The sequence below is a fragment of the Sphingobium sp. Ant17 genome (assembly GCF_000588875.1).
Lineage (GTDB): Bacteria > Pseudomonadota > Alphaproteobacteria > Sphingomonadales > Sphingomonadaceae > Sphingobium.
The window spans coordinates 1-24,229 of the sequence record NZ_JEMV01000043.1 but is presented as its reverse complement, the minus strand read 5'-3'; the positions used below and the strand labels follow the sequence as shown (position 1 = coordinate 24,229).

Here is a 24,229-nt window from a genome sequence, read left to right as displayed (position 1 = left end):
ACACAAGCCAACGGATTTTGATGTCAGGATAGCAAAGGTCGGGGCAAAGCTAGGGCCGCCCATCGACGCAACATGATATTTGACGACAAACGCCCCTTGGCATTGGGCGTTGGGCTGACTAATGATCGCTGGCCTTCCCGCTAGCGACATGGACTCCTACCGCCTATGACCCGGCCTGCCTACAAGCGCATCCTGCTGAAATTGTCTGGCGAAGTCCTGATGGGGCAGGGCCAGTTCGGTATCGAACCCGAAACCGTCAATCGCGTCGCGGGCGAGATTGCGGCGGCGCGTGAAGCCGGGTTCGAACTGTGCGTCGTCGTGGGCGGCGGCAACATCTTCCGCGGCCTTGCCGGCGCGGCCAAGGGTTTCGACCGCACCAGCGCCGATTATATGGGCATGTTGGCGACGGTCATGAACGCGCTGGCGGTACAGAATGCGCTGGAAAAGCTGGGTTATGACACCCGCGTCCAATCGGCCATCCCGATGGCATCGGTGTGCGAACCCTATATCCGGCGCAAGGCGGTGCGGCATATGGAGAAGGGCCGGATCGTCATCTTTGCGGCGGGCACCGGAAACCCCTTCTTCACGACCGATACGACCGCCGCCTTGCGTGCCGCCGAAATGAATTGCGACGCGATCTTCAAGGGCACCAGCGTCGATGGCGTCTATAATGCCGATCCCAAGAAGGTGGCCGATGCGACCCGCTATGACGCAATCAGCTTCGATCGGGTTCTGGCCGATAATCTAAAGGTTATGGACGCAAGCGCCATTGCCCTCTGCCGCGAAAACAATATTCCCATCGTCGTGTTCAACATCCGCGAAACCGGCAACCTGGCGACAGTGTTGGCGGGGCAGGGCGTCGCGACGATCGTGCATAATCAGGAGCGCTGACACATGGCCCAATATGACAAATCCGACCTGGAACGCCGCATGGCGGGTGCCGTCGAATCGCTCAAGGGCGATTTGTCTGGTTTGCGCACTGGCCGCGCCAATGTGATGCTGCTCGATCCGGTCATGGTCACCGTTTATGGTGCCTCGATGCCGCTCAATCAGGTCGCCACCGTGTCCGCCCCCGAACCGCGCATGTTGTCGGTTCAGGTGTGGGACAAGACCAATGTCGGCCCGGTCGACAAGGCGATCCGCTCGGCGGGCCTGGGCCTCAACCCCATCACAGACGGCCAGACGCTGCGCCTCCCGATCCCCGACCTGACCGAAGATCGGCGCAAGGAACTGGCCAAGCTTGCCAGCAAATATGCCGAAGGCGCGCGCATCGCGGTGCGCAATGTTCGCCGCGATGGCATGGACAATCTGAAGGCGGACGAGAAGAAGGGCGAAATCAGCGAGGATGAGCGCAAGCGCCTGGAAACCGAAGTGCAGAAGCTGACCGACAGCATCATCGCAGATATCGACGCCGCGTCGCGTCGAGGAGAAAGGAAATCCTCGGCCAGTAAGCCGGGGCTTTCCTTTTGTGGCCATTGCCCGCATCCTGATCTGATGGCCACGCAAGCCAAGTCCGACCTGACCAGCACCGCGCCTGTTCATGGCGCACGCCATGTCGCCATCATCATGGATGGCAATGGCCGCTGGGCCAAGAAGCGCCTGCTCCCGCGCATCGCCGGCCATCGTGCCGGGGTGGAAGCGGTGCGCCGGGTTGCGCGCGCGGCACGCGACATGGGGCTGGAATGCCTGACGCTGTATGCCTTTTCCTCCGAGAATTGGAAGCGCCCGCCGGGGGAAGTCGCCGACCTTATGGGGCTGCTGCGCCACTTCATTCAGGCGGATCTGGACGAGTTTCATGCTAACGGCGTCCGGTTGCGGGTGATCGGCAATTATCGTGTGCTCGATGCCTCGCTGGTGGATCTGATCGAAGCAGCCGTCGCCCGCACCGCCGCCAATTCAGGGCCGGTGATCGCGATCGCGCTCAATTATGGCGCGCAGGATGAGATGGTGCGTGCGGCGCAACAACTGGCCCAGCGCGTCGCGCGCGGCGAGATGCGCGCCGACGAGATTGGCGTGGAGACGATCGGTGCTGCGCTCGATACCGCCGATCTGCCGCCGCTAGACTTGCTGATCCGCACGTCGGGCGAACAGCGGCTGAGCAATTTCATGCTCTGGCAGGCGGCCTATGCCGAACTTTATTTCACCGACATGCTGTGGCCCGATTTCGGCGCCGCCGAACTGGGGCGAGCGCTCGCCGCCTTCCGCTTGAGGGACCGCCGCTTCGGCGGGTTGTAAGCCATGGCCAGCGAATTGCGGACCCGCAGCATCGTCGGCGTCGCCCTGATCGCGCTGGCACTCGGCGCGTTGCTGTCGGGGGGATTGCTCTTTTGGCTCTTGCTGGCGGTGGCGGGCGTGTTGATGCAGGGCGAGTGGGCCGACCTGAACGGGGCCAGCGCCGAACAGCGCAAATTGTCGATGTTCGCCGTTTCGGTGCCGCTCGCGATCCTATGTCCCTTGGCGGCGGGGGTGGATGGCTTCGCCGTTGGCCTGATGATCGCGGCGTTCCTCTTCGTGATGGCCGCGACCCGCGGGTACAGGCTCGCTTTTGGCATTTTCTACATATGTGTGCCGGTGATGGCATTGCTCTTCCTGCGCGGGCAGGAACCCAATTTTTACGGCCTATTGCTGGCGTTCTGGGCGCTGGCGCTGGTGTGGGCGACGGACATCGGCGCGTATTTCGCGGGGCGGTCGATTGGCGGTCCCAAACTCGCGCCACGCATCAGCCCGTCCAAGACCTGGGCCGGGCTGGCCGGAGGCGTACTGGCTGCATTGATCACCGGCTTCCTGCTGCATCGGTTCGCTGGCCTGCCGATTCAGTTGGCGGCGGCGAGCGGCTTGCTGGCGGTCGCGGCGCAATTGGGCGACCTGTTCGAAAGCGCGATGAAGCGGCGCGCGGGGGTCAAGGACAGCGGGATGCTGCTGCCCGGCCATGGCGGGGTAATGGACCGGCTGGACGGTGTGGTGGCCGCCGCGCCGCTCGCCGCCCTGCTATATCTGATGGTGGGACAGGCATGATGCGGACGGTTTCGATCTTTGGCGCGACGGGATCGGTGGGGATGTCCACGCTGGACCTGATCCGGCGCGATCCAGAGGCCTATGCGGTCGTTGCGCTCACCGCCAACAGCGATGTCGAGGGTTTGGCGCAAGCGGCGAAGGCGACCAAGGCGCGGATCGCCGTGATCGGCGATCCAGCGCGCTATGACGCGCTCAAAGCCGCATTGGCCGGGTCCGGTGTCGAAGCAGCGGCGGGCGAAGAGGCGCTGGTCGATGTCGCGGGGTCCGGGGCCGACTGGACCATGGCGTCGATCGTCGGCTGTGCCGGACTGCGGCCCACCATGGCCGCGCTCAAGGCGGGCGGTACGGTGGCGCTGGCCAACAAGGAATCGCTGGTGTCGGCGGGCGGGCTGATGATGGAGGCGGCGCGCGCCTCCGGCGCGACCCTGCTGCCGGTCGATAGCGAACATAATGCGATATTCCAGTGTCTTGCGGGCAGCAGCCTCGACGATGTGGCAAGGATCATCCTGACTGCGAGCGGTGGCCCCTTCCGTACCCGCACCCGCGCCGAGATGGCGGACATCACGCCCAAACAGGCGGTCGCGCATCCCAACTGGTCGATGGGCGCGAAGATCAGCGTCGATAGCGCGACGATGATGAACAAGGGGCTGGAATTTATCGAGGCGGCCTATCTCTTCCCGGTCGGCCTCGACCGCATCGAGATATTGGTCCATCCCCAATCGGTCATCCATTCGATGGTCGAATATCGCGACCGGTCGACCTTGGCGCAATTGGGCTCGCCCGACATGCGGATCCCGATCGCCCATGCGCTGGCGTGGCCCCGGCGGATCGCTACGCCGTGCCAACCGCTCGATCTGGCGCGGATCGGACGGCTCGATTTCGAAGCGCCCGACCCGGAACGCTTCCCCGCGCTGCGCCTGGCGCGGCAGGCGGCCGAGGCGGGCGGGGCCGTTCCGGCGATTTTGAACGCGGCCAACGAAGTCGCCGTCGCCGCTTTTCTCGCCGGGCGCGTCCGCTTCCTTGATATCGCCATGATTGTGGACGAAGTGTTGACCCGCTATAGCGCGCCTGCGCCTCATGCGATTGAGGATGTGCTGGCGGCGGATGCCGCGGCACGCCGACATGCGGGCCAAGTGATGGAAAGATTGACGGCTTGATAGAAAATCCCGGTTTCCTGCTGACCGTTCTCGCTTTCGTGGCGGTCATAGGGCCGCTCGTTTTCGTGCATGAGTTTGGCCATTATATTGTCGGACGCTGGTGCGGAGTGAAGGCGGAGGCATTCTCCATCGGCTTCGGCCCGGAATTGCTCGCCTGGGTCGACAAGCGCGGAACGCGCTGGCGGCTCGCGGCGCTGCCCTTGGGCGGCTATGTCCGCTTCAAGGGCGACATGAACGCGGCGAGTCAGGCCGATCCCGCTTGGCTGCAAATGTCCGCGCAGGACCGGGCCGAGAGCTTTCCTGCCAAACCGGTGTGGCAGCGCGCGGCGATCGTCGCAGCCGGCCCTGCGGTCAATTTCCTCTTCGCGATCCTGCTGCTGGGCGGCCTTGCCTATTGGAAGGGCGACCCTGTCAGCCCGCCAGTGGTGCAGCAGGTCGCACCGGCATCGGCGGCGGAGAAAGCGGGCCTGCGTCCGGGCGACCGTATCGTGTCGATCATGGGGCGACAGATCGATAGTTTCACCGACATCGCGCCGATCGTATCGCTGCGTCCGGGCGACGCATTGCCCTATGTCATCGAACGGGACGGGCAACGCACGGCCATGACGATCGCGGCGGGCGAACGGATCGAAAAGGACCGGTTCGGCAATATCTACCGCTTCGGCCAGTTGGGCGTTATGTCCGACAAGATCGAATTTCGGGATATCGCGCTATGGGAAATCCCCGTGATCGGCACGGTGCGGACCGGGCAGATGTTCGTGTCCGCCATGGATGGCCTCGGCCAGATCATCACGGGCCGTCGGTCGGTCAAGGAATTGGGTGGGCCGCTCAAGATCGCCGATGTGTCCGGCCAGGCCGCGATGATGGGGCTGATGGGCTTCCTGACTTTCATGGCGCTCATCTCGATTAACTTGGGGTTCATCAACTTATTGCCAATCCCCATGCTGGATGGTGGGCATCTGCTGTTTTACGGGATTGAGGCGCTACAGCGTCGGCCGGTCAGCCCGCAGGTGCAGGAATGGGCCTACAGGTCGGGTCTTGCGCTGTTGATGACGGTGATGGTGCTGGTGACTTTCAACGATTTGTCGTCTTTCGGGCTGTGGAAGAGCCTGTCCGGCTTGATCGGTTGACGTGCATCGGGCAGGGAAGCCCGGTTTGGCGACGTCTGTTGCGGCGGAAACAAAATTTTTCGAGTTTTTGAGGTGATGCGGGTGACAGCGATGAACAGCAGCAAGAGGCAGCGCCCGGTCGTGGCTGCCTTGTTGGCGACGACGATGATCGCAGGTCTTTCTGCGTTTCCTGCGATGGCACAGGATGCTGCTGCTCCCGCGCCCGTGGTGGCACCGGCGTCGCTGCCCGCGTCACTGGGCACGATCAGCAGCATCACCGTTACGGGCACGCAGCGGCTCGAATCCGGCACGGTCCTGTCCTACACCAAGCTGCGCATCGGCCAGCCCTACAGCCAGGAAAGCCTCGATCAGGGTCTGCGCGACCTGTATGAGACCGAATTGTTCGCCGACGTCCAGATCCGCAACGACAATGGCGCGCTGATCATCGAGGTGAAGGAAAATCCGGTCATCAACCGCATCGTGCTGGAAGGCAATAAGCGGTTGAAGGAAGACAAGATCCGTCCCGAGATCAAGCTGGCCCCGCGCCAAATCTATACCCGGTCCAAGGTGCGCGCCGACGTCGCCCGCATCGTCGAACTCTATCGCCGCCAGGGCCGCTTTGCCGCGACGATCGAACCCAAGCTGGTGCAACTCGACCAGAACCGCGTCGATATCGTCTATGAGATCAGCGAAGGGCCAAAGTCCAAGGTTCGCCAGATCAACATCATCGGCAACGACAAGTTCAAGGACGGCGCGCTGCGCAGCCAGATGGTGACCAAACAGTCGCGCTGGTTCCGCCTCTTTTCGTCGGGCACCAGCTATGATCCCGATCGTCTGGCCTATGACCAGCAGAAGCTGCGCCAATTTTATCTGACCGAAGGCTATGCGGATTTCCGCGTGATTTCGGCGGTTGCCGAACTGACGCCGGACAAGCAGGACTTCATCATCACCTATGTGGTGGAAGAAGGCGAACGCTACAAGTTCGGCGACGTAAAGGTCGAATCGGATATTCGCGACCTGTCGGGCGATGGCCTGACCAAGCGTCTGCCGATGAAGAAGGGCGATTGGTACAACGCCAAGCAGGTCGAGGATACGGTCGACACGCTGAGCGAGACCGCCGGCCTGTTCGGCTATGCCTTTGCCGAAGTGTCGCCGGACTTCAACCGCGACAAGGACACGCTGACGATGGGGATCAACTTCCGCATCGCCAACGCGCCGCGCGTTTATGTCGAACGGGTCGACATCAATGGCAATACGCTGACGCAGGACAAGGTGGTCCGCCGCGAATTCCGTCTGGCCGAAGGGGATGCGTTCAACAGCTTCCTCGTCAAACGGTCGAAGGATCGGATCAATTCGCTCGGCTATTTCCAGGAGAAGCTGGACATCGAGCAGAAGCCGGGCTCCGCGCCCGACCGCATCGTCCTCGAAACCAACGTGCAGGAAAAATCGACCGGCGAATTGTCGCTGTCGGCCGGCTTCTCGTCGCTCGAACGTTTCATCGTGTCGGCGTCGATCACGCAGCGCAACTTCCGCGGCAAGGGCCAGGAATTGCGCACCTCGGTCAATTATTCGGCCTATTCCAAGTCGATCGAACTGGGGTTCACCGAACCCTATTTCATGGACAAGAATATCGCGCTGGGCGGCGACATCTACCGCCGCGATCTCAACAGCTTCCGCTATCTAACCAGCAATACGCGCGACACGACTTATGAAAATACGTCGACCGGCTTCCAGCTGCGCGCGGGTGTTCCGATCACCGAATATATGTCGCTGGCGCTGCGTTATCAGCTCAATTTCGATGATACGACGCTGGACGAAGACACCTATTATTCCGACACGGATGGCGACGGTACGCGGGAGTGCGACCCCCTTATCGCGGGTCGCTATTTGTGCGACGCCATCGGCAAGCGCACCACGTCCTCGCTCGGCTACTCGCTGATCTACGACACGCGGGACAACCGCATTCGGCCGACGCGGGGCCATAATGTCGTTCTCAGCCAGGATTTTGCCGGGCTTGGCGGTAACGTCAAATATATCAAGACGCGGCTCAACGGCTCGAAATTCTTCCCGCTGGGCAGCGGCTTCATCTTCTCGATCTCGGCCGAGGGCGGTTATATCCACAGCCTGGAAGGCGAACGCCGCGATGCGACGGGGCAATTGGTCGAAAAGGTCCGTCTGGTCGATCGCTTCTTCCTGGGCGAACCGCAGTTCCGCGGTTTCGACATTCGCGGCGTCGGCCCGCGCGTGAAGCGCTTCTATCTGCAGGCGCAGACCAATGACGATGGCACGACCAGCTATGTCCGCGACAATAGCAACAACAACGTGTCCGATGACGCGCTGGGCGGTAAAATCTATTATCTCGCGCGGGCGGAGGTCGAAATTCCGCTTGGCTCCGGCGCGCGCGAAATGGGCCTGCGTCCCTCGATCTTCATGGACGTTGGTGCCGTCGCCGGGTTGAAGAGCCCGACGCTGGTAAATGGCGATGGCAAATTTGCAGGCTATTGCACTGTGGCGCCAGCGACAGGCAATACCGGTTCGACCACACAGGTCAGGGCGCCGTCCATCGGCAACTGCGACGCGGCACCGACCGGGTTCGTCGCCAGTTATGCAGGCGGTGCCTTCGAGGAAGTCTATCTCGGCGATACGCTCAAGCCGCGCCTGTCGGTGGGCTTTGGCGTCAACTGGAACTCGCCCTTCGGCCCGTTCCGCATCGACATTGCCAGGGCGCTGCTCAAGGAGCCTGGCGACGATAACAAACTCATTACCTTCAATGTAGGGACTCAATTCTGATGAAGACCATGTTCAAAGCCGCTGCGCTCGCTCTCGCGCCCATGACTGCCATCGCGCTGACCGCTATGCCGGCCGTGGCCCAGACCAAGTCGGGCCTCGCGGTCGTCGATCTGGAAGAAGCCGTCGCCAAGAGCACGGCCTACACCACCGCCATCGGCCAGATGCAGACCACCTACAAGCCGCAGATCGACGCGCTCAACACGCGCCGTACCGCGATCGAAACCGATCTCAAGACCAAGGGCGATGCGCTCCAGGCCGCACTGAAGGCCGCAGGCAACAAGCCGACCCCGGCGATCGAAACCCAATATCAGCAATATCAGCAGACGCAGCAGACCGCGCAGGCCGAACTGCAGCGCATGGGCCAGCCGATCGCCATCGCGCGCGCCTATGTCGAGGAACAGCTCGTCGCCAAGCTGGACGACGCGCTGAAGGCGGCGACCGCCAAGACCAAGTCCGAGATCGTGTTCAAGAAGGGGGCAACCGAAAGCTTCGGCGCGGGCGCGGACATCACCCCTGCCGTGATCACCGAACTCAACGCGCTGGTCCCCAGCGTGTCGATCACTCCGCCTGCCGGTTGGCAGCCCGGCGGTCGCCAGGGGGCTCCGGCCGCTGCCCCGGCGCAGGCTCCCAAGTCGCGCTGATAAGAATGACGGGAGAGGTTGAAACGACCGCGCTTGGCCCGATGGATGTCCGTCGGGTCATGGCTGCGCTGCCGCATCGCTATCCGATGTTGCTGATTGACCGCGTGGTGTCGCTGGTGCCGAACCAGTCGATCCACGCGATCAAGGCGGTGTCGGTGAACGAGCCCTTTTTCCAGGGACATTTTCCAACCCGGCCGATCATGCCCGGCGTGCTGATCGTCGAAGCGATGGCGCAGGCGGCGGGCGTCCTGGCCGTGGAGTCGATGCAACTCGCCGATACCGGCAAGCTCGTCTATTTCATGAGCATCGACGGAGCCAAGTTCCGATCGCCGGTGGAGCCAGGCTGCCTGCTCGACCTGCATGTCGAAGTGACGCAGAATCGCGGCGCGATCTGCAAGTTCAGCGGCAAGGCGATGCTCGGCGACAAACTGGCTGCCGAAGCGCAGTTCGTCGCCATGATTTCCGATCCGCCCAAGGATTAAGCCAACCCTTCCGTCATCCCAGCGAAAGCTGGGATCTCACTTTTCTTCGCGCCACGAGCAAGAAAGAGAGATGCCAGCATCCGCTGGCATGACGATAAGGGGTTATCCCTTGCCAAGGCGCGCCGAACCCGCTAACGGCGCGCCTTCGCTATTTGCAGCATCCACAGCCGGTCGGAACCGGCACATACGGAGCGTTACGCCATGAAGGCCAATACCCACCCCGACTACCACATGATCACCGTGCAGATGACCGACGGCACGACCTTCCAGACCCGCTCGACCTGGGGCAAGGAAGGTGACACGCTGGCGCTCGACATCGATCCCAAGTCGCATCCGGCCTGGACCGGCGGCAACCGCCAGATGGACACCGGTGGCCAGGTGGCTCGCTTCAACAAGCGTTTCGGTGGTCTGACGCTGAAGAAGTAATCGGCCTTCGATGGTTGAATGAAAAGGGTGCCCACTGGGCGCCCTTTTTGGTTTGGGAAGAGAAGTTCCGTTCGTTTCGAGCGAAGTCGAGAAACGCCCGTACAGCGCTCGCCGCTTCTCGACTTCGCTCGAAGCGAACGGGGATGACTTCCGATAATATATGTAGTTGCGGGCGCGAGGGCGTTATCCCGCCCGGTCCGCATCCAGAAACGCCGCCACATCGGCCAGCGCGACATCCTTCGACAAGAATGTCTGGCCGATGCCGCGCGCCAGCAAGAAGGGCAGGGTGCCCGCCGCCATCTTCTTGTCGTGCAGCATATGGCCGACCAACGCCGCGCCATCGGCGGTGACATGCGCGGTGGCGAGGTCGTAGGGCAGGCCCATGGATCGCAGATGCGCGGTTACCCGGTCGGCATCCGCCTGCGGGCACAGACCCAGCCGCGCGGAGTAGCGGAACGCCAGTGCCATGCCCGCCGCAACGCCTTCGCCATGGAGCAGCGTGTCGGAAAAGCCGGTATCGGCCTCCAGCGCATGGCCGAACGTGTGGCCAAGGTTGAGCAGCGCGCGGCGGCCCGATGTCTCGCGCTCGTCATCGGCAACGATCGCCGCCTTGGCGCGGACGCTCCGTTCGATCGCATAGGTGCGCGCGGCGGGATCGCCCGCCAGCAGGCCACCGGCATGCGCCTCGCACCAGGCGAAGAAGACGGGATCGTCGATCAGGCCATATTTGACGACTTCGGCATAGCCCGCGCGGGTTTCGCGTGGCGGCAGGCTATCGAGCGTCGACGGATCGATCAGCACGAGGGCAGGCTGATAGAAGCTGCCGACCAGATTTTTCCCCGCCCGCGTATTGATCGCGGTCTTGCCGCCGACCGACGAATCCACCTGCGCCAACAAAGTGGTCGGCACCTGGATGAAATGGCAGCCGCGCTTGAGGATCGAGGCGGCAAAGCCGACCAGATCACCGATCACGCCGCCGCCCAGCGCGACGATATGGTCGCCGCGCTCGATCTCCATCGCCAGCAGCGCGTCGAGCAATTGTTCGAGATGCCGCCAGCTTTTGGTCTGTTCGCCCGGCGGCAGGATGATCGGCTCGGCCATGATGCCGACAGCGCGCAGGCTGGCGTCCAGCCGGGGCAGTTGCGCGGCCGCGACATGCGCGTCGGTGACGACCACCAGCCGCCCGTTGCGGGCATAGGGGCTGAGCAGATCGCCTGCGCGATCGAGCGCACCCTGCTCGATAGGGATGTCGTAACTGCGCGCGCCCAGCGCGACCTGCACTATTGCCATGCCGTCAATTGCTCCATGATGCGTTCGACCGTCACTTCATGCGGCGCGGCGACGCTTTTGACGTGGATGGGGGCGAGCGCATAGATGGGATTGCGCACCGCCGTCAGTTCGGTCAGCACCGTGCGCGGATCGCGATCCTTGAGCAGGGGGCGTCCCTCACGCCGCGACACCCTGTCCACCAGCACGTCGATGTCGGCATCCAGCCAGATCGCCGTCGCCTGTTCCAGGATCAGCGCGCGGGTCTCGTCCTGCATGAACGCGCCGCCCCCGGTCGCGATCACCTTGGGCGCGCCATCCATCAGCCTTGCGATCACCCGCCGCTCGCCGTCGCGGAAATAGGCTTCGTCATAGCGGGCGAAAATCTCGCTCACGCTCATGCCCGCCGCCTTCTCGATTTCCTCATCGGCATCGACGAACGCCAGCCCCAGCCGCGCCGCCAGCCGCCGCCCGACCGTCGATTTGCCCACGCCCATCATCCCCACCAGGACGATGGGACCGCGCCGGTCGACGGATGGGGGGAATTTGCTGTTTCGCTGCATGCCGAGCGGGGCTATACAGCCCCCCGTCACAGAGGCAAATCGCATCTTTTGCTCGTCGCCCGGCTCAGCCGCAGAAGGACACATGAAGAAAAATCGTAATTTCAGCAGTTTCGAAGGCAGCAGCCGCCGCCGTGGCACCAACCTGCCGATCCTGCCCATCGCCCTTGTCCTGCTGGTCATTCTTTTGCTCGCCTTCTTCTGGTCGCGCGGCGGCGAACAGCCGCAGGTGCAGGTCGAAAAGGCCATCCCGGCCGAGAAGCTGGGCCAGTAAGGCGCATGCGGGGCAAAGGGGGCGCGTTCAAAGGGAGTAGGGCGAAATGGGCGCTGGGCAGTTTTGCCCTGGCGCTGGCATTGCCGGTGGTGGCGCAACAGCGCCCGAATCGCTATTGCCACCTGGCTTCGGCGACGCGCCTGAAGCGCCGACGCCTGCACCGCCCCCCGCACGACCTGCCCCCGGAACGCCGGCCGCGTCATCGCCGCCGGCCTTTACCCCGATACTCCCCCCCGACCCATCGCTATTGGCCGAAGCGGACAATGCAACGGCCGAAGCCGAAGAAGAGCTGACGCCCGAAGAACTGGCGGCGGAGAAGGCGAAATATGACCTGCCCGATACGGCGCGCCGCTCGCTCGCCCGCATCGGCCCGCTGACGCCACGGACGCGCGGGCTGGAGCCGGATGCGTTCGGCAACCAGTCGGGCAAATTTCTCGCCACGCTGATGAAGGAGACGCATGCGCCGATCCTGTCGCGCTGGGCGTCGATCCTGCTGCGGCGCGCCTTGCTGTCGGCGACGGACACCCCGCGCGATATCGACGGCGCGGACTGGGCGGCCGAGCGCGCCTGGCTGCTGCTGCGCATGGGGGAGGCGGACAGCGCCCGGATCATGGTGCAAAGCGTCGATGCCGATCGCTACACCCCGCGCCTCTACGCCATCGCGATGCAGACCTATCTGGCGAGCGCGGACCCCGCCGGCCTCTGCCCTTTGTCGGAAGGGGCGCTGCGGGTCAGCAAGGAGCCGGGCTGGGACATGACGCGCGCGATGTGCGCCGCCCTGTCGGGGGATCAGGGCACCGCGAGCGGCGCGCTCAATCAGGCGCAGCGGCGCGGCGTGGTGCGCGGCATCGATTATCGGCTGGCGGAGAAGGTCGTCGGCACCGGTTTCAATGCCCGCCGGTCGGTGAAGATCGAATGGGATACGGTCAGTCAATTGACCGCGTGGCGCTTTGGCCTTGCGACGGCGCTCAATGTCGAGATCCCCGATGCGCTGTTTGGCACGGTGGGGCCGCACGTCCGCGCCTGGGAAGCGCGCGCGCCCGCCTTGAGCGCCGTGCGGCGGCAGCCGGGTGTCGATGTGGCGGCGCGCCTTGGCGTATTCTCCAGCACGGCGCTGGTCGGCTTCTATGGCCAGATGAGCACCGAAGGCGACGCACCCGCCGATATGGCGGACCGGATCGATGCGTTGCGCACCGCCAATGCCGGGGCGACGGTGGGCAATCGCATCGCTGCGATGCAGCGCTTGTGGCGTGACAATGGCAATCCCGACTATGTCGCCTGATCACCACCGCACGGGCGGCCGCCGCGCTGCCGGTGGCGCAGGCCGACGCGCGCGATGCGGCCAATCTGGTCGCGTCGATGCTGACGGCTGGCTATGACCGCAACGCGGCGCGCTGGGCGCGGGCGCTGGGCCAAATCGACGGCGATGGTGCGGCCCAATTTTGGGGTCTGCTCGCCGTGGGTGCGCCAAGCCCGGTGGTGGACATCAACAGCGGCCGCATATCGACCTATATCGATGAGGCAGGACCGGAAAAAGGCCGGATGCTGATTGCGGCGCTTGCCGGTTTGGCGCGACTGTCCGCCGATGATGCGGCATCGCTGGCGCAGGATAATGGCGTGGCGCTCGCCGCCAACAGCCGCTGGGCGCGCGCGATCGGCGCAGCGGCGCAGCGCGGCGAGAAGGCGACCGTGGCCCTGCTCGCCGCCGTTGGTATGCAGGGGCGCAACTGGCGCCGCCTGCCACCGGCGCATCTCTATCATGTCGTCGCCGCGCTTCATCGTGTCGGGCTGGACCCCGAAGCGCGGATGATCGCGGCGGAGGCGATCAGCCGCACCTGAGCATGGCGGATGATGACGCCCTGATCGACCGCTTTCTGGAAATGATGGCGGCGGAACGTGGCGCATCGCGCAACACGCTGCTGGCCTATCGCGCCGACTTGCACGGTGCGGCCGCCATCGTCGGCGGTCTGGTGGCGGCGAGCAAGGCACGGCTCGGCGATCTCGCCGGGGCATGGGCGGCACTTGCCGCCTCTTCGGTTGCGCGCAAATCCTCGGCCCTGCGCGCCTTTTACGCCTTTCTCGAAGAGGAAGGCTGCGCCTCGATAATCCCGCCGCCGCGCTTCCCCGTCCCGTGACGCGGCGATCCCTGCCCAAGATATTGTCCACCGCCGAGGTCGATTCGCTCTTCGCCTTGATCGACGAGCGGTTGGCGGTGGCCCATCCTGCGCCGCACGACCGGCGGCTGTCGGCCCTGATCGAACTGCTCTATGGGTCGGGCTTGCGCGCCACTGAGCTGGTGTCGCTGCCGCGCCGTGCGCTGGCGTCGGATCGCCCCTTCCTGATCCTCAAGGGCAAGGGCGGGCGGGAGCGGCTGGTGCCGATCTCCGATCGCGCGCGTGCTGCGGTCGCAACCTGGCTGACCCATGTGCCGCTCGACAGCCCTTGGCTATTCCCCTCCGGCAAAGCCTATCTCAGCCGCATCCGCCTCTATCAATTGGTCAAGACATTGGCCGCCGCAGCGGGCATCGCGCCGGAACGGGTCAGCCCCCATGTGTTGCGCCACGCCTTTGCCACGCATTTGCTGGAGGGCGGGGCGGATCTGCGCGCGCTCCAATCGATGCTGGGCCATGCTGACATCGGCACGACGCAAATCTACACCCATGTCGACAGCCGCCGCCTGATCGAATTGGTCAACAGCCGCCATCCGCTGGCGACGATGGCACAACGCTGCGTTGACGAGGACGCGCCGCCGCCCTAACGCCTAGCGCCATGGTTAGCTTTCTGGAATTTGAAAAGCCGATCGCCGAACTGGAAGCGCGCATCGTCGAATTGCGCGCCACGGCGAGCGCGGGCGACATTAACATTGACGGTGAAATCGCGACGCTGGAGCAGCGCGCGAACAAGATGCTGGGCGACACCTACGCCAAGCTGACGCCGTGGCAGAAAACGCAGGTCGCCCGGCATGCCGAACGGCCGCATTTCAAGGATTATGTCGCCGGGCTGTTCGACAATTTCATGCCATTGGCGGGTGACCGCGCCTTTTCCGACGATCAGGCGATCCTGGGTGGCTTTGCGACGCTGGGCGACCGGCGACTGATGGTCATCGGCCATGAAAAGGGCGATGATACGGCCAGCCGGGTGCGGCATAATTTCGGCATGGCAAAGCCGGAGGGCTATCGCAAGGCGATCCGCCTGATGGAATTGGCCGACCGCTTCGGCCTGCCCGTCGTCACGCTGGTCGACACATCAGGTGCCTTTCCGGGTGTGCAGGCCGAAGAACGCGGCCAGGCCGAGGCGATCGCGCGCTCGACCGAAGCCTGCCTCAAACTCGGTGTGCCGATGGTTGCTGCCGTGGTTGGGGAAGGCGGATCGGGCGGGGCGATCGCGCTGGCGGCCGCCAACCGCGTGCTGATGTTCGAACATGCGGTCTATTCGGTTATTTCGCCCGAAGGCTGCGCGTCGATCCTGTGGCGCACGGGGGCCAAGGCGAGTGAGGCGGCAACCGCGATGCAGGTCACGGCGCAGCATCTCAAGGCGCTGGGTGTCATCGACCGGATCGTGCCCGAACCCATGGGCGGCGCGCATCGTGATCCCGTACAGGCCATCGCCAACCTCGGCACCGCGATCGAGGTGGAACTGGATGCCTTGTCGAACATGGATGCCGACGCGCTGCGGATCGACCGCGCCAATAAATTTCTCGCCATAGGCGCTTGAACCGACGTCTTTTTTGGAACAGGCGGCCCCTCTTTCTCGTTACGTCTCGGTAATGGGAATGGGATGGGACAAAGTGATGAACCGGAAAATTATGTTGGGCTGCTCGGCGGCCGCTCTGGTCGTGGCTGCCGCTGCGCCTGCCGTGATCGGGCAGCAGCGAGCGATCCGCACGGTGAGCTCGATCAGCGCGCAGGACAAGGCAACCGGCGAAAAGCAGCATCCCGAACTGCTCAAGGAATTTGGCGGCGGCTATAGCGGCCCGCAGGCGAAATATGTCGAAAGCGTCGGACGGCGGATCGCGGTGCAGTCGGGCCTCTCCAACGCGCAAAGCGACTTCACCGTCACCTTGCTCAATTCGCCGGTCAACAACGCCTTCGCGATTCCCGGCGGCTATGTCTATGTCACGCGCCAACTCATGGCGCTGATGAACGACGAGGCCGAGCTGGCGGGTGTGCTGGGGCACGAAGTCGGCCATGTCGCGGCCCAGCATGGCCAGCGGCGGCAAAAGACCGCCCAGCGCAATGCCATCGGCGGCGCGTTGCTTGGTGCCCTGGCGGGCGCGTTTCTGGGCGATTCGGGCTTCGGCAACCTCATTCAGAAGGGCATCGGTACGGGTAGCCAGTTGCTGACGCTAAAATTCTCGCGCAGCCAGGAATATGAGGCGGACGATCTGGGCATCCGCTATCTGGCATCGGGCGGCTATGATCCGCGCGCCCTGTCCGACATGCTCGCCTCGCTGGCCGCGCAGAGCAGTCTGGACGCCCGGCTGGCGGGCAGCGCCCGTTCGACGCCGGAATGGGCGAGCACCCATCCCGACCCCGCCTCGCGCGTCAATCGCGCGGCACGGGGTGCTGCCGGGAGCTGGTCGGCGGCCACCGTGCGCAACCGCGACGCCTTTCTCGCCGCGCTCGACGGCACTCTCTACGGTGATGACCCCAAACAAGGGGTGATCGACGGCAGCCGCTTCCGCCATCCCGATCTGCGCCTGACCTTCAGCGCCCCCAATGGTTTCGGCATGGAAAATGGCGCCGATGCCGTGTCGATCACTGCGTCCGGCGGTCAGGCGCAATTCAGCGCTGCCCCCTATTCGGGCAATCTGGCCAGCTATATCGATGGCGTCTTCGCCCAGATGGGCGGCGGGCAGGGGCGTGTGCCTGCCGGCGATGTCAGCCGCACCACCGTCAATGGCTTGCCCGCCGCATGGCGAACCGTGCGCGCCACCAGCCAGTCGACCCAGGTCGATGCCACGGTGTTCGCCTATGATTTCGGCGGCGGGAAAGCCTATCATTTTCTGTTGCTGACGCCAGCGGGTCGAGGAATCACGCCGTTCAGCGCCATGGTCCAGTCGATGCAGCGTTTGTCCGCCCAGGATTCCGCAGCGATCAAACCGCGCCGCATCGACATCGTGACTGTAAAATCCGGCGACACCGTCCAGTCACTCAGCCAGAAAATGGCCTATTCCGATTACAAGCTGGAACGGTTTCTGACGATCAACGCGCTGAGGGCTAATGCGTCTTTGCGCGTGGGGCAGAAGGTCAAGATCGTGATCTGATAGGGCATCAACAAAAAGGGGCGGCGGACCTGCGTCCGTCGCCCCTTTTGTTTGAACCGTTCGAACGATTAGAGTTCGTTGGAAACGTTGTTGAAGGTGTTGGTCAGGTTGTCGCCCAGCGTGCTCATGGCGGTGATGGCGGCAACAGCGATAAGAGCGGCGATCAGGCCGTATTCAATCGCGGTGGCACCCTTTTCATTCTTCAACATCTTACGGATGAACTGCATGTGACGTCTCCTTGACTTGAAACTATGTTTAACTACCCGGCCGCCTCGCCTTGGAAGTTCGTGGTCAGCGAGATTTTCTCTAAGGATTATGGGTTGATGAATGTTTAATATGGGCAAATAATATGTCAGATATTGATGGTTAAACGGAGGTAACCTCGGTCTGGACATTGTTCCACATATTGGTGGTCTTGTTGGCAACGCTGGTCAGGGCCGTGATCATGGCCAGCACGATGAGGGCGATGATCAGGCCATATTCCAATGCCGTGGCCCCGCGTTCGCAGTGCAGCACGCGCAGACGGCCGATGATTTTACTTAGCCCGCGCATACAGCCCCCAGTTCGCTACAGACAGTCCCGGTCAGACCTGTAAAGGATGCGTAGTTAACAAAGCCCTTTTACTGGACCGATATGAACAATATTTCGCCGTTGCTCGTCGTTGCGGTCGCCTTGATCGACGCGGACGGACGCGTCCTGCTGCAGCAACGCCCGCCGGGGAAGGCGATGGCCGATCTGTGGGAATTTCCGGGGGGTAAGGTGGAGCCAGGCGAAACGCCCGAAGCCGCGCTGATCCGCGAGCTGGAAGAGGAACTGGGTATTCGCACCCATGCCAGTTGCCTCGCGCCCGCTACCTTTGCCAGCGAACCGCTCGATGACCGGCATCTGCTGCTATTGCTCTATGTCTGTCGCAAATGGGGAGGGGTGCCGCATCCGCACCATGCGACGGCACTAAAATGGGTGCGGCCCGCGCACATGTATGCGCTGCCCATGCCACCCGCCGACCTGCCGTTGATCGGCCTATTGGAAGCGTTGCTGTAAAGCGAAGGGCACCGGTGTCCCGGTGCCCGTTCAGGCTCAGTCTTCCTTGGCCTTGCTCTGCAACTGGATATAATTCTGGATACCCATGCGTTCGATCATCTCGAACTGGGTTTCCAGCGTGTCGACATGCTCTTCCTCGCTTTCGAGGATATATTGGAACAGGTCGCGGCTGACATAGTCGCGGATCGTCTCGCAATAGGCGATGGCGTCGCGCAGGACCGGCAGCGCCTCATATTCCAGTTCCAGATCCGACTTGAGGATTTCCTCTACCGTTTCGCCGATCTTGAGGCGGCCGAGCAGTTGGAAATTGGGCAGGCCGTCGAGGAAGAGGATACGCTCCGCCACCTTGTCGGCATGCTTCATCTCGTCGATCGATTCGGAATATTCGAACTTGGCGAGCTTTTCGATGCCCCAATGGTTGAGCATGCGATAGTGCAGGAAATATTGGTTGATCGCGGTCAACTCGTTGCGGAGCACCTCGTTCAGATATTCGATGACTTTGGCGTCGCCTTTCATGGCGGTTACTCCGGCTGTTAGGGAAAGCCGGGTTTATAGGCTGTGTGCAGGCCGGTGTTAAGTCAAAAAACCTAGGAAAATCATAGTCATTGCAGCAGCTATTGCGTAAAGGTCGCGATTATAACCTGCGCATGATTTGCAATGCTATCAGGCCGATGCGCGCTCCGCCGCGATGATGGTGCGCGCAAAGGGAACGCACTGGCCGCATTTGGGGCGACGGCCAAAGCGCGCATAGGCGCTGCACGGGGTATCCGCGCCGTCGCGCACGGCTTCCTTCAGATCTTTCTCACGAATGGCATTACAGATGCACACGACCATCGAAGCACTCTCCTGTTGGGACAGAGATAGCGCGGATGATAATGGGTCGCAATAGTAAAGAGGCTAGTTTTGCGACGCACTCGCAGATTTTTTCGTGGTCCTAGCCTTGCCCGATCCGCGCCAGCCCGCGCCAGACCCGCTCCATCGGTCCCTGGCCAAAGCGCGCCGCCCACCAGGGCGACCAGAGCAGCATCACCGCCCAGGCAGCCAGCACGAACAACGGCAACATCGCGGGCGACACATGCGCGAACAGGCCCAGCCCCCAGCCGTAGAAGATGGCGGTCATGACAAGGCTTGTGCCCAGATAATTGCTGAGCGTCATCCGCCCGGTGGCAGCGAGCCGCGCGACGAAACTGTGTTCGCGATGACGGGCCAGCAACCACAGGATAAGCGCCGCCCAACCCACCGTCAGCGGGATACGGAACGGCAGCGACCAGGCCAGCGCCACGCCATAGGCCGGCAACGGCGCAAACCCGCTCCACCATACCCATAAAGCCAGCCCAGCCATGGGCGGCAGGCCGATGAGGAAGCAATGGCGCGCGGTGCGGCGATATTGCTCGCCGTCCCATTGTCCGGTCAGGAAGCCGCCCTTGAGCATCGCCATGCCGAGCAGCATGAAGCCCAGCGTTTCGAACGCGGTGAACAGCAACCCCCAGAGCCATTCGCCCGGAATGCCAGCGATCTTGTGCGCCAGGATAGTGCCATAACCGCTGCGATAGGTGGCGATTTCGCTCTGGATCGCGGGACTGGCCGGGTCGGACAATGAGCCCATGAAATCGGCAAATCCCAGGCGGGTGGCGGCGTCGGCATCGGGCAGGGCGGCGGCGTGGCTCCACAGGTAAAGGCTGGCGATGAAGGCCACCACCAACAGGAACTGGAGCAGGAAGCAGAGAAAGGCCCGCTTGATCAGCGCGAGCGGTTCGAGCCCGACGAACAACAATGCGACCAGGCTGACGAGCGCATAGACCCGCAAAATGTCCCCCCACCAGAGCAGCAGGAAATGGGCGGCCCCGATGACGAACAGCCAGCCCGCACGGACCATCTGCGCGCGGCGGCCGTCGCGGCCCGCCATTTCCTCCCGGTCGATCAGCAACAGCATCGAGGCACCGAACAGCAGCGCGAACAGGCCGCGCATCTTGCCATCCACCACTATCAGGCTGACCGCCCAGAAACCGATATCCCCTGCCGAAAGCGGCCCGACCGCCGCCGGATTGAAATAGGCGGTCTGGGGCAGGGCGAAGGCCGTGATGTTCATCCACACTATGCCCATCACCGCGCAGCCGCGCAGCACGTCCATGGCGGGGATGCGGGGGGCAGGGGTCATGGGCGGCGATTTCCTCTTGGGGCGACTGGTCAAGCACGGCTGGCTCTGCCATTTGCCTAGCCATGATTAATGCCCGCAAGCAACGGATAAGCGACGCGTTCGGCGCGGCGGCGGCCCACTATGAGGATCATGCCGGGCCGCAACGGCTGGCCGCCGGGCTGGTCGCGGACCTGGCGCAGCGGCAGAAACCCCTTGGGGTTGAGCGGATATTGGAAATCGGCTGCGGCACCGGCTTCCTGACTCGTGACGTGCAGGCCCGCTGGCCCGCTGCGGACCTGGTGGTGACCGACCTGTCGCCCGGCATGCTGGCCAAGGCAGCATCGGGTGGACTGGTGGCAGGCCGGTTCCTGACGATGGACGGCGAAGCGCCGACCTTCGAGGGGCCATGGTTCGACCTCATCCTGTCCAGCCTGACTTTCCAATGGTTCGACGATCTGCCGGGCGCGATTGCGCGGTTGGCGGGCCTGTTGCGGCCGGGCGGCAGCCTGATCTTCTCGACCATGGGGCACGGCAGCTTCGCGCAATGGCGCGCGGCGCATATGGCATGTGGCGTCGAGAGTGGGGTGCCGGATTACCCGACACTGGCGGCGCTGCGGGCGATGCTGGCCAGGTATGACGACGCCTTCGCGTTCGACGAGACGGTCGCGCTTGATGGTGTCGGCGCAAGGGCGCTGCTGGCGCATCTCAAGGGCATCGGCGCAGTGGTGCCCGGCGAAGGACGGCAACCGCTGGACGCTGGCACATTGCGGCGCGTGATGGCGGCTTATGACGCTGGCGGCGGGTGCGACAGCTATGAACTGTTGCTGGGCCGGGTGACATCGCTGAAGCCTTAACTTCGCACATTTCCCGCTGAATGAGACATTTTCTTGCGCGCGGGCGATCCTATCGGAACGTGTCAGGCCCAAGCATAGCGAAGTGCGGGGCTGTAGGAAACAGCTCCCGCCTAGCTATCGTGTCCATCAGTTTCGGGAAGGCGTTCGAAGCCGAGCGGGATGGCAAGGTCGTCCCAGTGCAGGTTGCGTTCTTCGATCAGCGCGACCTTCCAGACGCGGTTCCATTTCTTCAAACGCTTTTCACGCAGGATCGCCTCTTCCATCGTGCCGTGCTGTTCGAACCACATCAGGCGGTTGACGCTATAATCATGGGTAAAGCCCGGCACCGCCCCGATACGATGTTGATGGATGCGCGTGATCAGGTCGGAGGTCACACCGATGTAGAGCGTACCGTTACGCTGGCTGGCCAATATGTAAACGCAGGGCTGACGGAGGCGCATTCGCACAGCCTAAACCACCCGTCGTTCCCACGAAAGTGGGAACCCATCGCGCATCAAGCGGCTGGCGTGCGGTTGCGCAATGAGGGGGCGATTTGGGGTGACCCGATCGTGCAACACCTATCAAGGTAGGTGGGATGGTTGGGTCCCCGCCTTCGCGGGGACGACGAGGATGTTGGGGTTAGAGTTCGCTGTCCATCAGCTTGGGGAAGAAGCCTTCATGCGCGGCGCGCAGGTCGGCTAGGGCTACGCCCGCTACCGAGGGTCCGCCGACGGTGCCGATGCGGACGGCGCGGGGCACGTCCACGTCATGGGCCGTCGTCAGGACGTAACGGCCCTGATCTTCGCCAAAGGCAGACGCGGTAGTGAGCGCGATGTCGAGCGTTGCCCCGATCTTACCAGCCAAGGCCATTTCAGCGATGGTGACGATCAGGCCGCCGTCGGACACATCATGGACCGCGTTAGCGGTGCCCGAAGCGACGAGGGCGCGGATGGTGTCGGCATGGGCGCGTTCGGCGGCCAGATCGACCTTGGGCGCTTCGCCCGCTTCCAGACCGGCGATTTCGCGCAGCCAGATCGACTGGCCGAGATGGGTGCCTTCGCCGCCGATCAGCCAGATGGCGTCGCCTTCATTCTTGAACGCGACCGTCGCCATGACATCCACATCGGCCAGCAAGCCAATCCCGCCGATCGCAGGCGTCGGCAAGATGGCGCTGCCGCCGCCGGTGGCCTTGCTCTCGTTGTAGAGCGACACGTTGCCGCTGACGATCGGGAAGTCGAGGGCGCGGCAGGCGTCGCCCATGCCGTCGAGGCAGCCGGTCAGTTGCGCCATGATTTCGGGGCGCTGGGGGTTGGCGAAGTTGAGGCAGTTGGTCACTGCCAGCGGCGTCGCACCGACGGCGGACAGGTTGCGATAGCATTCGGCGATCGCCTGCTTGCCGCCCTCATAGGGGTCGGCATAGCAATAGCGCGGGGTGCAATCGGTGCTGATCGCAATGCCCTTGTTCGATCCATGCACGCGCACGACCGCGGCATCACCGCCGGGGCGCTGGACGGTGTCGGCACCGACCATATGGTCGTACTGCTCCCAGATCCAGCGGCGGCTGGCGATGTCGGGGCTGCCCATCAGTTTGAGCAGGTCCGCGCCGATGTCGGTGGATTCGGGGATATCGCCCAGCGGCTTGACGCCCGACCAGGCCTTATAGTCTTCCACCGGCATCGAGGGGCGGTCATAGAGCGGCGCGTCGTCGGCCAGCGGGGCGAGCGGAATGTCGCACACGGTTTCGCCATGATGGACCAGCACCATGCGGCCGCTGTCGGTGACTTCGCCGATGATGGCGAAATCCAGTTCCCACTTCTGGAAAATGGCTTCGGCAAAGGCTTCGCGGCCCGGCTTCAACACCATCAACATGCGCTCCTGCGATTCGGAGAGCATCATTTCATAGGCGGTCATGCCCGTTTCGCGCTGCGGCACGGCGTCCATGTTCAGCAGCAGCCCGACGCCACCCTTCGACGCCATTTCGACGCTGGAGGAGGTGAGGCCCGCCGCGCCCATATCCTGAATCGCGACGATCGCGTCCGACGCCATCAGTTCGAGGCAGGCTTCGATCAGCAGCTTTTCGGTGAAGGGATCGCCGACCTGCACGGTGGGGCGCTTGGCATCGGCATCGTCGCCGAAATCCGCGCTCGCCATGGTCGCGCCATGGATGCCGTCGCGGCCGGTCTTGGAACCGACATAGACGATGGAGTTGCCCACGCCAGAGGCGGCGCTGTAGAAAATCTTGTCGGTGTCGGCGATGCCCACGGTCATCGCGTTGACCAGGATATTGCCGTCATAGGCGGGGTGGAAATTGACTTCGCCGCCGACGGTCGGCACGCCCACGCAATTGCCATAGCCGCCGATGCCGCGCACCACACCTGAGATCAGGTGGCGCATCTTCGGGTGATTGGGCCGCCCGAAACGCAGCGCGTTCATGTTGGCGATCGGCCGCGCGCCCATGGTGAACACGTCGCGCAAAATGCCGCCGACGCCCGTCGCCGCGCCCTGATAGGGTTCGATATAGGAGGGGTGGTTGTGGCTCTCCATCTTGAAGATCGCCGCCTGGCCATCGCCAATATCCACCACACCGGCATTTTCGCCGGGGCCGCAAATCACCTGCGGGCCAGTGGTCGGCAGCTTCATCAGGTGGATCTTGGAAGATTTGTACGAGCAATGCTCCGACCACATCACCGAGAATATGCCGAGTTCCGTCAGGTTCGGCTCGCGGCCGATTGCGTTCAGAACGCGGTCATATTCTTCCGGGCTGAGGCCATGTTCGGCGACGATTTCCGGGGTGATCTGGGGGGCGGTGCTGGACATGCCGCGCCTTTAGCGGGGGCGTGGGCGGAGAGCAATGGCGGCGTGCATGCTTTGGTGGACATGCGTCGATCGGGCGGGGGAAATGGGATAATACCATCCGTCCGTGATGCTGACTCACGTGGGGGATTCCCAAAGCGGCGAAACTATGAATCTATGTCTTCGGGTTGGAGGGCATTGTCATGGGTGCAGCGATTGGATTGCGAGACGACTTTGATGCAGCGGGCTTGAGGCGACTGGCGCGGACGACAAAGAGCGCGAACCAGGGACGCCGACTGCTAGCTTTGGCGGAAATCTATGATGGCGCGAACCGCAGCGATGCCGCGCGCATCGGCGGAGTGACCCTGCAGATCGTGCGGGATTGGGTGGTGCGGTTCAACGCCCGAGGTCCAGCGGGTCTCCTTGACGGCAAGGCCCC

24 protein-coding genes and 3 pseudogenes are annotated in these 24,229 nt (G+C 63.4%); 18 read left to right on the top strand and 9 right to left on the bottom strand.

Going from position 1 to position 24,229, the window contains the following annotated elements:
* Positions 1-165: 165 nt before the first annotated feature.
* From pyrH to rpmE, 10 genes and pseudogenes are all read left to right on the top strand, one after another.
* Entirely contained in the window at positions 166-891 is a 726-nt protein-coding gene (gene pyrH / locus BF95_RS17310; protein WP_043152925.1) for a UMP kinase, read from the top strand.
* Between the two features lie 3 nt (positions 892-894).
* A pseudogene (gene frr / locus BF95_RS17305) lies at positions 895-1,451 on the top strand (ribosome recycling factor).
* Positions 1,452-1,494: 43 nt separating this feature from the next.
* Positions 1,495-2,235 carry an isoprenyl transferase gene (locus BF95_RS17300; protein WP_043152923.1) on the top strand — a complete coding sequence of 247 codons (741 nt, stop codon included), beginning with the start codon at positions 1,495-1,497 and terminating at the stop codon, positions 2,233-2,235.
* Between the two features lie 3 nt (positions 2,236-2,238).
* Positions 2,239-3,015, top strand: a complete 777-nt coding sequence (locus BF95_RS17295; RefSeq protein ID WP_043152920.1) for a phosphatidate cytidylyltransferase — start codon at positions 2,239-2,241, stop codon at positions 3,013-3,015.
* The gene (locus BF95_RS17290; RefSeq protein WP_043152918.1) at positions 3,015-4,172 is read left to right on the top strand and encodes a 1-deoxy-D-xylulose-5-phosphate reductoisomerase; all 1,158 of its coding nucleotides are present in this window, start codon (positions 3,015-3,017) and stop codon (positions 4,170-4,172) included. Before BF95_RS17295 ends, BF95_RS17290 begins: the two co-directional genes overlap by 1 nt.
* Positions 4,169-5,302, top strand: a complete 1,134-nt coding sequence (gene rseP, locus BF95_RS17285; RefSeq protein WP_043152915.1) for an RIP metalloprotease RseP — start codon at positions 4,169-4,171, stop codon at positions 5,300-5,302. Before BF95_RS17290 ends, rseP begins: the two co-directional genes overlap by 4 nt.
* Before the next feature lie 90 nt (positions 5,303-5,392).
* A complete protein-coding gene (gene bamA / locus BF95_RS17280) occupies positions 5,393-8,071 on the top strand; it encodes an outer membrane protein assembly factor BamA (protein ID WP_200866996.1) in 2,679 nt (892 codons plus the stop codon).
* Entirely contained in the window at positions 8,071-8,712 is a 642-nt protein-coding gene (locus tag BF95_RS17275) for an OmpH family outer membrane protein (RefSeq protein ID WP_043152910.1), read from the top strand. The genes bamA and BF95_RS17275 overlap by 1 nt, the downstream gene beginning before the upstream one ends.
* Positions 8,713-8,717: 5 nt before the next feature.
* The gene (gene fabZ, locus BF95_RS17270) at positions 8,718-9,194 is read left to right on the top strand and encodes a 3-hydroxyacyl-ACP dehydratase FabZ (RefSeq protein ID WP_043152909.1); all 477 of its coding nucleotides are present in this window, start codon (positions 8,718-8,720) and stop codon (positions 9,192-9,194) included.
* 201 nt (positions 9,195-9,395) lie between these two features.
* Positions 9,396-9,620 (top strand): 50S ribosomal protein L31, encoded by a 225-nt coding sequence (gene rpmE / locus BF95_RS17265; RefSeq protein ID WP_037476683.1) that lies wholly within the window; start codon positions 9,396-9,398, stop codon positions 9,618-9,620.
* 183 nt (positions 9,621-9,803) lie between these two features.
* Here the strand turns inward: rpmE and aroB are convergent, their stop codons facing one another.
* Complete coding sequence (gene aroB / locus BF95_RS17260) at positions 9,804-10,910, bottom strand: 3-dehydroquinate synthase (protein WP_043152906.1); 1,107 nt, start codon at positions 10,908-10,910, stop codon at positions 9,804-9,806.
* Positions 10,901-11,449: a shikimate kinase gene (locus BF95_RS17255; protein WP_043152904.1), complete on the bottom strand. Its 549-nt coding sequence runs from the start codon at positions 11,447-11,449 to the stop codon at positions 10,901-10,903. The genes aroB and BF95_RS17255 overlap by 10 nt, the downstream gene beginning before the upstream one ends.
* Positions 11,450-11,531: 82 nt before the next feature.
* Between BF95_RS17255 and BF95_RS17250 the strand changes: the two genes are divergently transcribed.
* The 5 genes and pseudogenes from BF95_RS17250 to BF95_RS17230 all read left to right on the top strand — a co-directional run bounded on the left by BF95_RS17250 (position 11,532) and on the right by BF95_RS17230 (position 16,986).
* Positions 11,532-11,720, top strand: coding sequence for a hypothetical protein (locus BF95_RS17250; RefSeq protein WP_043152902.1), 189 nt, complete (start codon positions 11,532-11,534; stop codon positions 11,718-11,720).
* Between the two features lie 5 nt (positions 11,721-11,725).
* A pseudogene (locus tag BF95_RS17245) lies at positions 11,726-13,559 on the top strand (hypothetical protein).
* Positions 13,560-13,561: 2 nt separating this feature from the next.
* Positions 13,562-14,478 (top strand): annotated as a pseudogene (locus BF95_RS17240) (tyrosine recombinase).
* An 11-nt stretch (positions 14,479-14,489) separates the two neighbouring features.
* Positions 14,490-15,434, top strand: coding sequence for an acetyl-CoA carboxylase carboxyltransferase subunit alpha (locus BF95_RS17235; RefSeq protein WP_043152900.1), 945 nt, complete (start codon positions 14,490-14,492; stop codon positions 15,432-15,434).
* Between the two features lie 76 nt (positions 15,435-15,510).
* Entirely contained in the window at positions 15,511-16,986 is a 1,476-nt protein-coding gene (locus BF95_RS17230; RefSeq protein WP_043152941.1) for a M48 family metalloprotease, read from the top strand.
* A 68-nt stretch (positions 16,987-17,054) separates the two neighbouring features.
* Here the strand turns inward: BF95_RS17230 and BF95_RS17225 are convergent, their stop codons facing one another.
* Together BF95_RS17225 and BF95_RS17220 are read right to left on the bottom strand one after the other, a co-directional pair.
* Positions 17,055-17,213 carry a Flp family type IVb pilin gene (locus BF95_RS17225; RefSeq protein ID WP_043152897.1) on the bottom strand — a complete coding sequence of 53 codons (159 nt, stop codon included), beginning with the start codon at positions 17,211-17,213 and terminating at the stop codon, positions 17,055-17,057.
* A 139-nt stretch (positions 17,214-17,352) separates the two neighbouring features.
* Positions 17,353-17,538, bottom strand: a complete 186-nt coding sequence (locus BF95_RS17220) for a Flp family type IVb pilin (RefSeq protein ID WP_043152894.1) — start codon at positions 17,536-17,538, stop codon at positions 17,353-17,355.
* Positions 17,539-17,619: 81 nt separating this feature from the next.
* Here BF95_RS17220 and BF95_RS17215 point away from each other — a divergent pair, with 81 nt between their 5' ends.
* Positions 17,620-18,027: a (deoxy)nucleoside triphosphate pyrophosphohydrolase gene (locus tag BF95_RS17215; protein WP_043152891.1), complete on the top strand. Its 408-nt coding sequence runs from the start codon at positions 17,620-17,622 to the stop codon at positions 18,025-18,027.
* Between the two features lie 36 nt (positions 18,028-18,063).
* Here the strand turns inward: BF95_RS17215 and bfr are convergent, their stop codons facing one another.
* The 3 genes from bfr to BF95_RS17200 form a co-directional block, all read right to left on the bottom strand.
* Positions 18,064-18,543, bottom strand: a complete 480-nt coding sequence (bfr, locus tag BF95_RS17210) for a bacterioferritin (RefSeq protein ID WP_043152888.1) — start codon at positions 18,541-18,543, stop codon at positions 18,064-18,066.
* A gap of 147 nt (positions 18,544-18,690) precedes the next feature.
* The gene (locus BF95_RS17205; RefSeq protein ID WP_037476694.1) at positions 18,691-18,861 is read right to left on the bottom strand and encodes a (2Fe-2S)-binding protein; all 171 of its coding nucleotides are present in this window, start codon (positions 18,859-18,861) and stop codon (positions 18,691-18,693) included.
* Positions 18,862-18,961: 100 nt separating this feature from the next.
* Positions 18,962-20,185, bottom strand: coding sequence for a DUF418 domain-containing protein (locus tag BF95_RS17200; protein ID WP_043152885.1), 1,224 nt, complete (start codon positions 20,183-20,185; stop codon positions 18,962-18,964).
* 62 nt (positions 20,186-20,247) lie between these two features.
* On the opposite strand from BF95_RS17200, the gene BF95_RS17195 reads away from it, so the two are divergent.
* The gene (locus BF95_RS17195) at positions 20,248-21,018 is read left to right on the top strand and encodes a methyltransferase domain-containing protein (RefSeq protein WP_043152883.1); all 771 of its coding nucleotides are present in this window, start codon (positions 20,248-20,250) and stop codon (positions 21,016-21,018) included.
* Between the two features lie 110 nt (positions 21,019-21,128).
* Here the strand turns inward: BF95_RS17195 and BF95_RS17190 are convergent, their stop codons facing one another.
* Both BF95_RS17190 and purL read right to left on the bottom strand, forming a co-directional pair.
* Positions 21,129-21,458, bottom strand: a complete 330-nt coding sequence (locus tag BF95_RS17190; RefSeq protein WP_043152881.1) for a GIY-YIG nuclease family protein — start codon at positions 21,456-21,458, stop codon at positions 21,129-21,131.
* Between the two features lie 178 nt (positions 21,459-21,636).
* On the bottom strand, positions 21,637-23,814 hold the full coding sequence (gene purL, locus BF95_RS17185) for a phosphoribosylformylglycinamidine synthase subunit PurL (RefSeq protein ID WP_043152879.1): 2,178 nt from the start codon (positions 23,812-23,814) through the stop codon (positions 21,637-21,639).
* 179 nt (positions 23,815-23,993) lie between these two features.
* Here purL and BF95_RS17180 point away from each other — a divergent pair.
* On the top strand, positions 23,994-24,229 hold a 236-nt coding region (locus BF95_RS17180), incomplete at its 3' end, for a helix-turn-helix domain-containing protein (protein WP_043152878.1).